Source organism: Streptomyces sp. NPDC037271 (genome assembly GCF_055603605.1).
The window spans coordinates 124,525-136,573 of the sequence record NZ_JBVJVN010000013.1 but is presented as its reverse complement, the minus strand read 5'-3'; the positions used below and the strand labels follow the sequence as shown (position 1 = coordinate 136,573).

10 protein-coding genes and 1 pseudogene are annotated in these 12,049 nt (G+C 72.0%); 4 read left to right on the top strand and 7 right to left on the bottom strand.

Annotation, left to right across the window (positions count from 1 at the left end):
- Nucleotides 1-165: 165 nt before the first annotated feature.
- Both ACZ7G3_RS22535 and ACZ7G3_RS22530 read left to right on the top strand, forming a co-directional pair.
- Nucleotides 166-459, top strand: a complete 294-nt coding sequence (locus ACZ7G3_RS22535; protein WP_470927859.1) for a WXG100 family type VII secretion target — start codon at nucleotides 166-168, stop codon at nucleotides 457-459.
- A 2-nt stretch (nucleotides 460-461) separates the two neighbouring features.
- Nucleotides 462-770: pseudogene (locus tag ACZ7G3_RS22530) on the top strand (contact-dependent growth inhibition system immunity protein); the annotation flags it as partial.
- A gap of 101 nt (nucleotides 771-871) precedes the next feature.
- Here ACZ7G3_RS22530 and ACZ7G3_RS22525 read toward each other — a convergent pair.
- Together ACZ7G3_RS22525 and ACZ7G3_RS22520 are read right to left on the bottom strand one after the other, a co-directional pair.
- Complete coding sequence (locus ACZ7G3_RS22525; RefSeq protein WP_470927857.1) at nucleotides 872-1,468, bottom strand: ATP-binding protein; 597 nt, start codon at nucleotides 1,466-1,468, stop codon at nucleotides 872-874.
- A gap of 536 nt (nucleotides 1,469-2,004) precedes the next feature.
- The gene (locus ACZ7G3_RS22520) at nucleotides 2,005-3,123 is read right to left on the bottom strand and encodes a serine hydrolase domain-containing protein (RefSeq protein WP_470927856.1); all 1,119 of its coding nucleotides are present in this window, start codon (nucleotides 3,121-3,123) and stop codon (nucleotides 2,005-2,007) included.
- A 171-nt stretch (nucleotides 3,124-3,294) separates the two neighbouring features.
- Here ACZ7G3_RS22520 and ACZ7G3_RS22515 point away from each other — a divergent pair, with 171 nt between their 5' ends.
- Nucleotides 3,295-3,954, top strand: coding sequence for a TetR/AcrR family transcriptional regulator (locus ACZ7G3_RS22515; protein WP_470927854.1), 660 nt, complete (start codon nucleotides 3,295-3,297; stop codon nucleotides 3,952-3,954).
- Nucleotides 3,955-3,999: 45 nt separating this feature from the next.
- Here ACZ7G3_RS22515 and ACZ7G3_RS22510 read toward each other — a convergent pair whose 3' ends face one another.
- The 3 genes from ACZ7G3_RS22510 to ACZ7G3_RS22500 form a co-directional block, all read right to left on the bottom strand.
- Nucleotides 4,000-4,830: an SAM-dependent methyltransferase gene (locus tag ACZ7G3_RS22510; RefSeq protein ID WP_470927853.1), complete on the bottom strand. Its 831-nt coding sequence runs from the start codon at nucleotides 4,828-4,830 to the stop codon at nucleotides 4,000-4,002.
- Nucleotides 4,831-5,449: 619 nt separating this feature from the next.
- Nucleotides 5,450-5,917 carry a hypothetical protein gene (locus ACZ7G3_RS22505; RefSeq protein WP_470927852.1) on the bottom strand — a complete coding sequence of 156 codons (468 nt, stop codon included), beginning with the start codon at nucleotides 5,915-5,917 and terminating at the stop codon, nucleotides 5,450-5,452.
- Between the two features lie 177 nt (nucleotides 5,918-6,094).
- Complete coding sequence (locus ACZ7G3_RS22500) at nucleotides 6,095-6,535, bottom strand: nuclear transport factor 2 family protein (RefSeq protein ID WP_470927850.1); 441 nt, start codon at nucleotides 6,533-6,535, stop codon at nucleotides 6,095-6,097.
- Between the two features lie 194 nt (nucleotides 6,536-6,729).
- On the opposite strand from ACZ7G3_RS22500, the gene ACZ7G3_RS22495 reads away from it, so the two are divergent.
- The gene (locus ACZ7G3_RS22495) at nucleotides 6,730-8,256 is read left to right on the top strand and encodes a hypothetical protein (protein WP_470927848.1); all 1,527 of its coding nucleotides are present in this window, start codon (nucleotides 6,730-6,732) and stop codon (nucleotides 8,254-8,256) included.
- Between the two features lie 234 nt (nucleotides 8,257-8,490).
- On the opposite strand, the gene ACZ7G3_RS22490 is transcribed toward ACZ7G3_RS22495, so the two are convergent.
- Nucleotides 8,491-11,286 carry a tetratricopeptide repeat protein gene (locus ACZ7G3_RS22490; RefSeq protein ID WP_470927847.1) on the bottom strand — a complete coding sequence of 932 codons (2,796 nt, stop codon included), beginning with the start codon at nucleotides 11,284-11,286 and terminating at the stop codon, nucleotides 8,491-8,493.
- A complete protein-coding gene (locus tag ACZ7G3_RS22485; protein ID WP_470927846.1) occupies nucleotides 11,283-11,708 on the bottom strand; it encodes a hypothetical protein in 426 nt (141 codons plus the stop codon). Before ACZ7G3_RS22485 ends, ACZ7G3_RS22490 begins: the two co-directional genes overlap by 4 nt.
- Between the last annotated feature and the right edge of the window lie 341 nt (nucleotides 11,709-12,049).

The following is a 12,049-nucleotide window of genomic DNA, read 5'->3' as shown; positions in this document are numbered from 1 at the left end:
TTGTCATGCTGAGGTCACGGGGGCGGAGGTACAGGGCATGGGCGTGCAGGGGGACGGCGCGGGCCGGGAGGACGGTGTCGACCTGGCGGTGTCGAGCCGGGACCTCACCAAACTGGCCGATGACCTCGACGACATGCAGGACTACCTGAACAAGCAGGCAAGCGCATGGACGCGATCGTCGACAGCATCGAGGCGGGCTGGCGGGGACCGGCGGCGACGGCGTACCGGGAGTTCCACCGGGCGGCGGCCGAGGACGCCGTGCGCATCCGTGAGGTGATCCGGCACCTCGAGCAGGCCGTACGCCTGAGCCGGGACGGATTCACGGAGCGGGAACTGGACGTGATGGCCCGGCTGCGGAGCATTCCGGTGGACATCCACAGCGAGGTCGACAAGCTGTCGACACCGAACCCGGAGACGACCGCCCCCGCCCACCCGCGCAGCAGCCTCGACTCGTTCTGATTCCGCAGACGCACTGGGAGTGGCACGCCCGCTTCCCGGAAACGGCGCAACTGCTGGGCGGCTGGTTCTCGCAGGACGTCGTCGACGAGTTCCCTGACCACGAAGCAGCCGTCGCCGACTACGCCGCCACCACCGACCCCCACCTGGTCGCACGCCTCGTGGGCGAACTCCACGAGCTGCTCGCCCTCCCCTTGGACGAGGGGGACTACGCCTTGGCAGCCGCGGAACTCGGCATGGAGGTCGGACCGCCGGAGCCGTTTTCCTACGGAGCCTGGTTCCAGTCGGTGGCGACAACCCTGTCCGGCGTCTGATCCGGCCCGGGCCTCCCCGTCCCCTCCGTGAGCGGCCCGAGCGGCGGTGAGCGTGCGGTCCGGTGCGGGGCGGCCCGGCACGGGGAGCGGATCAGGCCGGGTCACCGACGACGCGTCCACGGTTCGCCACCGCCGGTCCGGTGAGCTGTTCCCGTCGACGCGCGGCTGGTCGTCGCGGGTTCGGTGGCAGGTCGGTGGGGCGTTCCGGCCGGTGCCTGCCGAAGGACGCCGGAGCGGCTCTTCGGCGCGGTGCCCACCGCCGCCCACACGGTCTTGCCGGGGCCGCCACGGCGGTCGGTGACGCCCCAGGCGTCGGCGAAGGCGGTGACGAGGAGGAGGCCGCGGCCGGACTCGGACTCGGCGCCGGGGTCCGCGGGCGTGGTGGCGGGCCGGCGTTCCGCGCGGGTGTCGGAGACCTCCACGCGCAGCCGCCCGCCGTCCGCCTCGGCGGCCAGCCGGACGTGGAAGTCCCGGCCGGGGATGCGTCCGTGCCGGACGGCGTTGGCGCACAGCTCGGCGGTGATCAGGCTCAGTGTCTCGTTGACGTGACTGTCGTACGGGTGCCCCCAGGCGTCCAGGCAGTGCGAGACGAACAGCCGGGCCAGCCGAGCGCCTCTCGGGGTGGAGGTGAAGGCCATCGCGAACTCGGCGGTGTCCGCGGGGCGGGCGGGAGGGAGCGGGGAAGGGAAGCTGTGCATGGGCTCAGCGTTGTGGCTGCACCGGTCCCGCCACCAGCGGCGACGCTTGTACGACGGGGTGCTGTACGCCGGTGGGGCGCCGGTACGGGGCGCGGGGGAAGAGGTGCCGAGTCGGGGTGGAGACGGTACGTGTCATTTCGGACGGGCGGAAAGCGAGGGGCGTGTTCCGTACGGACGGATTCTGTACGGGCGCGTCCGAGAGAGGTCTGCAACACGGCTGACGTCGGCGCCGGGGGTCGGTGCGGATGCGGGCGGCCGGGCCGTCCGAGCAGGAGACCGGGCCGTCGGAGGCCGCGTGGCGCCCGCCGGCGACCCGCTCCAGCACGGCCCGTCCCTTCCCGCCGCCGCTCGGACAGCCGCCGGCGTTCCCTCGCTCGAGCACGCGCACCTCACCGTGCCCGGCCGTTACGGCTTCCGCGCCTCCACTCCGGCCGGCGACGGCCTGCGCCCCCTGCGCGACCCGGATGCGGGCGGTCTCGACGAGGACGAGGAGGAAGAGGAAGGGGAGCAGCCGGCGGGTTCGGCGGGCGGCCCGGTCAGCCGTACATCGCCACGCGGTACAGAGCCGCGAGCGCGTCGTCGATGGGATGGGGCTGCGGCTTGCCGGAGGAGTCGAGCCTGTTCCACCTCTGCAGGTTCACCGCGACCGCCATCTGCCGCTTGCCGTCGGCACGGATCATGGCCAGCGCTCCACCGCCCCAGACCGTGCCGCCGTGGCCCCAGAAGGTGCCCTGACCGGGACCCTCCATCGGGTGCAGCCCGAGGCCGTAGTCGATCGTCCTTCCCTCTTGGGAGACGACCGGGACGGTGCGCCGCATCTGCGCCAGCGACGACGGGCTGACGATCTCCCCGGCCAGCAGCATGCCGAAGAAGCGGTTGAGGTCCGAGACGGTCGATATCAGCGAGGCCGACGGCCCCACCCAGGACATGTCGTAGACGCTGTAGTCGCGCGGTGGGTCGATCATGCCGAACCACGCCTCGTAGAGCTGCGAGTGCGGCCCGTCGACGTACGGTCCGGTGGGCAGCTCGGTGTCCTGGAGCCCGGCGCGCTCGATGACGTTCCGGGTGATGCAGTGCTCGGCGGTGGTGCCGGTCCCCCGTTCCAGGAGTTGGACCAGGAGCAGGTAGTTGGTGTTCGAGTACACGCCCGGAGTGCCGCCCGGGGCGCCGACGGCGGGTGCGGTGACCCCCATCTCGATCAGTTCGGTGGGGTCGAACCGCGTGAACCGGTGGTCGTCCAGGCTCTGGGGTCCGGTGTCCGCGAGGACGGGGTACGCCTTGAGGGAGGGGTAGGCGTACGGGAGGTACTCGGCGAGGCCGCTGGTGTGGTTGATCAGCATCCGGACCGTGATCGCGTCACCGCGTTCTCCGGGAACCAGCGTCGGAAGGTAGCGGCCGATCGGTGTGTCGAGCCCGATCCGACCGCTCTCGACCTGCTGCAGCACCGCGGCGGCGGTGAAGGTCTTGGTGATGCTGCCGACGCGGTGCCGCATGCCGGCGGTGACGGGGCGGCCGGTGGCGACATCGGCGACCCCGGCGGCTCCGCGCCAGACCCGGTCGCCGTCGCGCACCTCGGCGAACAGGCCCGGCATCCCGGCGCGGTGGACGTTTTCGATGGCGGCGTCCAGCGCCGCGGAATCCAGTGGGTTCTTCACGTCATGCGTCCTTTCGTGTTGCCCGGGGTGAGCTCCGCGTCGGTCGCCTGACCCGGACAACCGGGCACGAGTGGTATGCCGACCCGCCCGGCATACTCATGTCCTCATTATGCACGCGGTGCGTGCATCACCAAGTGCACAGATAGGCTGAGATCCGGTGAGAGGAGCGAGATGGCAGGTCGAAGGCGTTGGACGACCGAAGAGATCCTGGAAGCGGCGGCAGAGCTGCTGCGCACGAGCGACGCGGATTCGTTCAGCGTGCGCAAGCTGGCCGCGGCCCTCGGGACGGATTCCTCCAGCCTCTACCGGCACTTCCGCAGCAAGACCGAACTGCTGCGCGCGGTCGCCGACCGGATCCTCCTGGCCGCGATGGACGGCCACCGCCCCGAGGGCGACTGGAAGCAGCGCATCACCGCCCTGGCCCTGCGCCTCAGAGAGGCCTTCGGCCGGCAGCCCCAGCTCGCCGCGGTCTGGGGGCGCTACGCCTCATCCGGCACCGGTTCCCGGCTGGTCATGGAAGAGGTCCTGCTGGCCCTGCGCGCGTCGGGACTGCCCGACGAGGAGATCCCGGTGCGCTACCACCGGTTGGCGGTCCTCATCGCCGCGCTGATCGCCTCCGAGGCCGGGGTCAGCACCGTCGCGCCCGGAGAGTACGAACAGGCCATGGAACTGTTCCGCGTCGCGGTTCTGGGCGCCGACCCCGAACGCTTCCCGGCCCTGGCCCACTTCGCCCGCGACGTCCGTCCCCTCGGGGCGGATCGCCGTGCCGCGTTCGAGGAGATCCTCGCCGCCCAGCTCGACCACATCGAGGCGGCGATCCGCAAGGACTGAAGGCGCGGGGAGGTGTTCACCGGGCCCTCGTCGCCTGCCGGGGCACTACGCCTTCCGGGCCAGCCCGGCGACGATGAGGCGTTCCCAGACGCTGAGTTCCCGTTCCGTGCCGCCGGCGTTCCACGGGTTGGGGGCCGTGTCGGGACGCCACAGGGGCGCGGGGACGATCCCGGGGTCGAGGGTCTCCAGGCCGTCCAGCAGGGAGGCGATCTCCTCGTCGGTGCGCCACCGGCCGCGGCCGAAGGTCTGCTGGAGGACCCGCTCGGCCTCCGCGGTCTCCGGGTTGTCGCCGGAACGGAAGTGGCTGACGAAGAAGTGACTCCCGGAGCGCACGTGGTCGCGCCAGTGGCGGACGATCCCGGCCGGGTCCTCCTCGTCGTTGACGTGGTGGAGGATGGCGCTGAGGACGACGGCGACGGGGCGGTCGAAGTCGATCAGATCCAGGGTGTCCGGGTGGGTGCGGACGCCTTCGGGGTCGCGTACGTCGGCCCGGACGACCCGGGTCCGGTCGTTCTGCTCCAGCAGCGCACAGCCGTGGACCAGCACCTGGGGGTCGTTGTCGACGTACACGATCCGGGACTCCGGGGCGTGCCGCTGCGCGACCTGGTGGACGTTGTCGGCGGTCGGCAGACCACTGCCCAGGTCGATGAACTGCCGTATGCCGGTGGTCGTCACGATCTGCGCGATCGCCCGCGTCAGGGCCGCGCGGTTGGCGAAGGCGATGGCCACCGAACCGGGGAGGTCCCGGAAGAACACGTCGCCGACCTCCCGGTCCACGGCGTAGTTGTCCTTGCCGCCGAGCAGGTAGTCGTAGACGCGGGCGATGCTGGGCCTGGTGGAGTCGATGGAGGAGCCTTCAACCGTCATGCCCGCCATCCTCCCCCGCGACGCCGCCCGCCCACCGGCGTTCCGGGATCCCCGGACGGACGGATCCCGAGGCCGCGTCGGCCCCGGTCCTCGGCCGCGCGGAGACGGCCGCCCTGGCCGCCGGTACGGTCGGCTGCGACGAGGGTGCTGTGGACGTCGAGAACCCGGAAGCGCGCCGGTTCGCCACGGGTGGGGCGGCGGGGTGACCCGGCGGATGCCGGGCGGGAACCGCTGCGGCCGTCCCCGGTCGGCCGGCAGCGGGCGTCGTGGCCTGTGGCGGGATCAGCGGCGGTGATCGACGAAGACAGGTACGGGAAACGCAACACCGCCGGGCGCGCGGTCGATCGGTGGCTATCGCGGTGCCGTCCTCGTCCTCAACGGATTCCGGAAGTGATCACAGCCGAGGAGACGGCCGGGCCGCGAGGCGGAGGGCTTCGGCGGCAACCTCGGCCGAGTCACGGTTTCAGAGGCATCCGGGCGGTCGCCCGCGTGACCCTCCGGTGCCTCGCCGAGGACGCCGCCGGACTGTCCCAGAAACTCATCGCCCGTTCGACGTAGCCCTTCACGGCGTGAGCACGGGCAGCCCGGACCCGTGCCGTAGACGTGAGCCGCGACGGTCCAGCGCGGTTCAGAAGTAGTGGGCCGCAATGCCGTGGTCGCCGCGGGAACCCTTGCGGATCGTGTACTCGGGAACCGCCTTGGTGTACACGCCGTAGGGGTCTTCCAGCCCCTCTTGGCGGGCGACTGGACGGATGCTGAAGCGCAGGCTGTGAATCCTGTCGGGTGTGGTGTTGTTCAACTCGGCGAGGCGAGCGCGGATGTGGGGCTCGGCCTCGGCGTGTGCCTCGGAGAGGGTTCCGCGTAGGGCGTAGGTGCCCTCATCTGCGTAGTAGGGGATGCGTGAGTGGTCACGTCCATCCACGCGGTACTTCGCGGCCCAGGCGCAGCCGAGGGGGTCGGGACCGAGAGGGTGGTGATCGGAGCCGTCGCAGGCTCCGAGGGGGGCGAGCTCGTGGTGCACGACCGTGCCGTCTTCCGTGAGTACGCGCTCCTGGTGACAGCCTCGGCATGTGCCCGTCTGCTTCCTGGTGGTCATGGCGCCTCCTGATGTCTGCCGGCTGCCGCTCCGGGCGTCGTCACTCGCTCATGATTCCCTCCACGGTGCGTCCCGGTCGATCGGTTTCGACGAAGACGTTGTTCAGCGGCGTGTTCCAGCGGAGCTTGTGCTGAGTCCGCGTAACGCGTCGCGGTCCTCTCCACGGCGAGGACGTGGTCACGTCGGCGGGGCGCAGGCGTCGGCAATGGCCCGTGTGTCCCAGTAGAACGGACGGACCTCGGTGATCCGCCCGTCCTTGACCGTGATCGTCTGCAGGATGGGGAAGCCGAGTTCACGGCCGGTCGCGCGAGCGCGGGCACGGACCTGGGTGAGCACGACCGCGGTCTCACCGGTGGCCAGGAACTCCTGCTCCACCATGTCGAACGACTCCCACACCTCTCCCATCCTGAGGAAGAACCGCGCCAAGCCGTCGTGCCCGCGCCACGTGCCTCCGTAGGGCAAGGCATCTGCCTGGTGCAGTTCGACGTCCTGCGCGAAGAAGGGCGCGAGCAGATCGAACGAGGCCTCGCCGGGGCCTCCCGCCGCCAGGTACTCCGCCTCAGCCGCGTACATGCCGGTGAGAACCGTCGCTGACTCCGTGGTGGATGGCATCGTCATAGCACCAGCCTGCGCACCGCGACAGGATCGTGCTGGCGGCAATCGGACATCGTTGTGCGGCGGCGGCCGGCACTTCCGCAACCCGCCCCACGCGCCGGTTCGGTGGAGGACGGTCGGTGCCGCCGGGGACAGGACGGTGACCCCGTGGCCTCCTCCAGAGGCTGCGGTCAGTGGAAGGTGTTACTTTCCGTGACATGACCGATCACGCGCTATGGCTGCTGCGGCAGGAGCGCCGCCTGGCCGAACTGGCCGCCTTCCCCTTCGACTTCGACCTCGACCGCGCCGCCCACGGCCACGTCGAGGAGGTCCGCCTCGCCTCGGGCGGACCGCTGGAGACGGTGGCCGGGGACGACACCGGCGGCACGTACTTCGCGTGCGCGGACGGCTCGGTGCTCTACGCCGACTCGGAGGGCGCCGCGGGGATCATCGGCTCCAGTGTCGACGAGGCCCTGGAGCTCGTGATCGGCCTGCCCGGCTGGCGCGGCTACACGCGTCTGTCACCGGACGACGGCGAGGAGAAGATCCTGGCGTGCGTCGCGGAGACCGAGGACGAGATCCGTGAGTACTACGGAATCGACGAGGAGCGGTCCGAACTCCGTGCGGCACTGGGCTTCCCCGAACGCTCCCCGGTCGAACTGGTGGGCAGACTGCGTGCCGCCCTGCTGCGCACCGAGCCCGACTTCGTCCTGCTCAACGCGGATGAGGGGTGCGCCTACGACCGGTTGGGCCCGGACGGTCCCCCGCTGTGGGAGACAGTGCTCGCGGCGGGCCGCGCCGATCTCGCCCGCCTGCGGGAGGGGGACCCCACGGCATGGCGTGAGGTCGCCGAGGACCCGGTCCGGCGCCGGATCACCCTGCGGGCCGCGCAGTTCGACCGCGCCCAGGGCGATCTGGAGCTGCTGCGGCACCTGCTGCGGCACGAGACACGGTCCTCGATGACGGACGAACTGCGGCTCGCGGCCGTGCTGGTCGGGCTCCACGGAGACACCGGGGATCTGCCGCTGCTGCTCGACGTACGGGAGACGGACTTCGACACGGCGTGCGGCCTGGGCGGCATGCCGGAACCGGGTGCGAGCGCGGACGAGTTGCGACAGTGGGCGCGGGAGCTCGACGAGTCGATGTTCGGAACCGACCCGTCGGACGAGCCGGTCTCCACCTGGACCGACCTGGCGCGGGACCAGGGGATGACGGACCTCGCGCGGGTGGCGCTGATCCGCGAACTCGACAGCATCTTCATGGACCAGAGCAGACTCAGCCGCCCCGAGGCGCCCCGCGCCCTGGCCACGGCTCCGCTGAGCGGGCTCGCCCGGGACTTCGAGGAACTCGGCGACCTTCCCCAGGCGCTGCGCGCCCAACGCCTGTACGCCGCTCTTCAGGAGACGGCGTGGGACCGGGCCTCGGCCCGGCACACCCTCGCCCGTCTGGAGCGGGAGGCGGGCCGGCTGCCGCAGGCGGCTGACAGCCTGGCCGCCGTGCGCGACGCCCTGGCCACCCCGGGCGACGACTCACTGCGCCACTGGCAGCGGGTCAACCTCGGCCGCTACATCGCCGAGGAGCACTACCGGCTCACCCTCGCCCTGGCCGACGCGGGCCGCCCCGAGGAGGCCCGTGCCCTCCTCACCGCCGCCGACGCCGTACTCGGCGAACTCTCGGGCAACGCCGCCAAGGGCGTCCGCGAGCTCGCCGAGCGGACCGCCGCGAAAGTGCGGGAGGCCGATTGAGGACGGGCACGGTGGGCGGCCGGCCCACCAGGAAGCAGGGGCTGCCGAAGCAGTCAGTCTCCTCGCCCGCTACCCCGCGCGGCGCCCGGGGAAGCGCACGGCCGTCGCCGCTCGCTTCTCAGGGCTCTCCGCGCCACAGCGTCGCGCGAGTGCCTTGAGGCGTTCGAGTTCCTGTCGCGCCGCTGTCGGGTGGGCGAGGGCGAGGGCCATGCCGGCGCGGGCCGGGATTCGGAGTCACAGGTCCTCGTCGAGGTCGTCGTCACCGTAGTCGGACTCGCCGCTCCCTCCGCTGCCGGAAGCCGAGCCGGCGCCGTCCGAGGAACTGTGACCCCCGCCGGACGAGGATGCATACGACGACGCGTACGAGGAGTCGTAGCCGCTGGACCCGCTTGAGGAGGAGCTGTCCTCATGGGCGGTGCTGGACGAGCCGTGGCCGCCGGGGCCCGTGTGGTGGTCGCGTGATCCGCCGATGACATAGCCATGTGGGGCATTCGGGGAGGGGCGCTCCTCTGCCCCGTCGAGGGGGAGGGGAGAGGCGGGGGGCTCTGCCGCGTCCGTCGCGGTGCCCGGAGGGAGGGCCGTGAGCTCGGTGTCGTCCGGGAGGGACGGTTCACGCAGGCCGTGTGAGGCCGCGTAGGCGTCCGGGAACCGGTCCGCGAAGGCCGCCGGGTCGGAACCGTCGGGGGCGTCCGGGGACATATCGGGCAGAAGGAGTGCGCCCACCGGTGGCAGGACGGCGAGCGGGCTGAGCGGCTTCACCGGGATGCGCCGCAGGGAGGCGCGACGGAAGAAGAGACGCCGGATGCCCCGGTGGGCCTCGCGTGCCTGCTGCTCCAGTGTCCGCGCCTCGTGCCGTGTCGCAGCCGGGGAGACCTCGGAGAAGTGCCGGATCGCGGTCTCCAGCCAGTCACGCGTCTCGCGGACGTCACCCGACGCCGCCCAGGCGAGCCCCAGGTTGTACGCGGCCTGCCCCCGGCCGAACCGGTCCTCCTCCGGAAAGGCGTGGAACGCCCGCTGGTAGGAGTTCCGGGCGGACGGCTGATCGCCGGTCCGCAGTTGGACGTTGCCCAGGTGCAGGAGCGACCGGCCCTCGTCGCGTCCGTCCCCGCTCCCTCTGCTGCGGTCGACGGCCTGCTCGTGATGGGCGAGGGCCCGACGGTCGTCTCCGCGACGGGCCTCGATGACGCCGAGGTGGTTGAGGACCGCGGCGATCCCGCCCGCGGACTCCAGGGCGGCCAGGACGGGGCGCCGCCCGCACGCCCCGAGCACGCTCTCCAGGGCGGCGACGACCTCGTCCCCGGGCGGCGAGGGATCGTCGAGCTCACTCAGCGCCCGGTACATGAGGGGGAGCGCCGCGTCCGGGTGGCCGTTGGAGAAGGTTCCGACGTCCATCGATGCCCGGTAGCGGGCCAACGCATCGTGCAGCAGCCCCTGCTGGTGGTACGCCCGGCCGGTCTCCAGCAGCAGGTGGCTCTGTTCTTCCCGGAGGTCGAGGTGTCGCGCCGAGCGGGCCGCCGCTTCATGGGTGAGCACCCAGTCGTCCCAGTGTTTGCGCAGGTCGAAGAAGGGCGTCAGGCTGAGGGTCAGGGACACGGCGTGTGCCCGAGTGTGCCGGTGCTCCTGGGCGCGGACCACCGCGGCCACCAGGTTAGGCCGCTCCGCGTCCAGCCAGGCGAGCGCGGACCCGGTGCCGCGCATGCCCGCCAGGGCGCGGGCCGCGGAGTGCGGCGCCCGTTCCTCCCACGGATTCCCGTGGGCCGGGGTCCGGAGGCGGTGGGCGGCACCGGGCAGCCACCCGGTGGCATGTCCGGCCGTCACCACGTAATGGTCCATGAGCCGGACGAACGCGGCCTCCCGCTCCTCGCCGGCGACCTCCTGACAGCGCTCCCGGGCGTACAGCAGCACCAGGGACTCGAAGCGGTACCCGTCGTAGCCGGCGTTCCGTTCGACGAAGCGCAGCTCGTACAGTTCCCTCAGCCGCCTGGCGGCCACGAGCGGTGAGACCCCCGCGAGGGCGGCGGCGGCGTGGACGCCGATGTCGGGCCCGGGGTGGAGGGCCAGAAGCGGCAGCAGTCCCCGGGCGTGGGACGAGAGCATCTGGTACGACACGTCGAGCGTGGAGCGTACGCTCCGGTCCCCGGTGTCCAGTTCGGCGAGTCTCCTCGCGGAGTCGGTGAGTCTGTCGCGGAGCTTGCCGACGGACATGCCCGGCCAGGTGACGAGCTGGTGGGCCGCCCGCATGAGGGCGAACGGCAGGCCGTCGCAGAGCTCGGCCACCGCCCGCGCGCTGTCGGGGTCCTCGGCGACCCGCCGGTCCCTGCGGAGTGCGTGCCCGACGACGGCGTCCAGGAGGGCCACGGCGTCGGAGGGCGCGAGCCGGTCCAGCGCGTGGAACGCCGCGTGCTCGTCCAGCAGCGACGCCAACTGCCGGCGGCTGGTGACCAGGAGCCGGCCGGTCCCGGCGGGCGGCACGAACGGGGTGACCTGTTCGGCCGCGGTCGCGCCGTCCACGACGATCAGTATCGGCTTGCCGTGCGCCTCGGCATGGGCGAGCAGGTACCGGCCGAACAGCTCCCGCTGCTCGTCGGGCGTCCCCGGCCGGGGCAGAGTCAGGGGCATGTCCAGCGCCACGGCCAGCATGCGCAGCGCCCGGCCCATCGCGTCGCCGGCCGTCCCCGGGTCGCCGGGCCGGTTGTCCACGTCGACGAACAGCTCGCCGCTGAACCAGCGCCGCCCGGCACGTCTCGCCTCCTGCGCCACCGCCCGGGCCAGGAGGGTCTTGCCCACACCCGCCGGGCCGTGGACGACCACCGGGCCCGGGGTGCCGCGGCGCGGGTTCAGCCGGGCCAGTACCTGCCGGACCTCGTCCTCCCGGTCGACCCACCGGCCGACGTCGGGCATCCGTCCCACCACCTGGATGCCGCCCTCACGGGGCAGGTGCCAGGTGTTGACCTGAATGTTCCGGTCCCCGATCTGCTGGGGGCTGTTGCGGTACGTGTTCCCTGCCGGGCGCGCGGCGTCACGCTTCACGTGTCGGAGCCGTAGTGGATCTGCATGTGGTTGTGGTTGCCGTACTGCTGGGGGGACTTGTCATACGTGTTGCCGTGGACGTGCAGCGCCGGATACCGATCCGCCACTCCCGGAACCAAGGAGACCAGCCGCCTCAGCTCCGCCTCCGCCCGCTGCCGTACCTGCTGGTCCGCGTCGTCGAGCAGGGAGGTGAAACGCGCTTCCCACAGACTCGCCTGACGGCTGCTTTCCTCCGCGTCGTCCGACGCGCGGAGCAGCGCCGTCCGCTCCAGGTCGGGCTCCACCTCGACCTCACCGTCAGGACGGCCCCGGAACAACCGGACCACGCCGCCCCGGACGCCCTCCCACGCCTCCGTCCCGGCGGCCTGTACGACGGCGGTCCCTCCGGCAGCGGCCAGCGCTATGAGCGACTCGGTCAGCATCCCCGCACCCTTTCCCCCTGAGCATGAACGGCATCCGGCTCCTCCCCGCCCCCGTCTGCGGGTAAACGACGTCCCCGACGCGGAGGGTAGCAATCCGCTGTATGGGGGCGGGAGTTGCGGCCGCGTGGGCTCTTCACGTGGGCCGACGGGTCGGGGTGGTCCTGCCCGCGCCGGTCGTGGATGCTGCGGTTCGGGGTCGCGGGCCTGATCTCCGACGGGAGCCGGGGCAGTGGGTGGGCTGGGGAGAGGTTGGGGGTACGGACCGCTCTGAAGCCATCGCCGTTGTACAGGCACGTTCTGTACGGGACGAGGGTGGGCGTGCGTACCCGGTATGGGGGAAG

What these genes read in the sequence shown, in the direction of transcription:
- ACZ7G3_RS22535 (WP_470927859.1), top strand. Translation starts at nt 166, where the DNA reads ATGGACGCGATCGTCGACAGCATCGAGGCGGGCTGGCGGGGACCGGCG.
- ACZ7G3_RS22525 (WP_470927857.1), bottom strand. Translation starts at nt 1,468, where the DNA reads ATGCACAGCTTCCCTTCCCCGCTCCCTCCCGCCCGCCCCGCGGACACC.
- ACZ7G3_RS22515 (WP_470927854.1), top strand. Translation starts at nt 3,295, where the DNA reads ATGGCAGGTCGAAGGCGTTGGACGACCGAAGAGATCCTGGAAGCGGCG.
- ACZ7G3_RS22510 (WP_470927853.1), bottom strand. Translation starts at nt 4,830, where the DNA reads ATGGCGGGCATGACGGTTGAAGGCTCCTCCATCGACTCCACCAGGCCC.
- ACZ7G3_RS22505 (WP_470927852.1), bottom strand. Translation starts at nt 5,917, where the DNA reads ATGACCACCAGGAAGCAGACGGGCACATGCCGAGGCTGTCACCAGGAG.
- ACZ7G3_RS22500 (WP_470927850.1), bottom strand. Translation starts at nt 6,535, where the DNA reads ATGACGATGCCATCCACCACGGAGTCAGCGACGGTTCTCACCGGCATG.
- ACZ7G3_RS22495 (WP_470927848.1), top strand. Translation starts at nt 6,730, where the DNA reads ATGACCGATCACGCGCTATGGCTGCTGCGGCAGGAGCGCCGCCTGGCC.
- ACZ7G3_RS22485 (WP_470927846.1), bottom strand. Translation starts at nt 11,708, where the DNA reads ATGCTGACCGAGTCGCTCATAGCGCTGGCCGCTGCCGGAGGGACCGCC.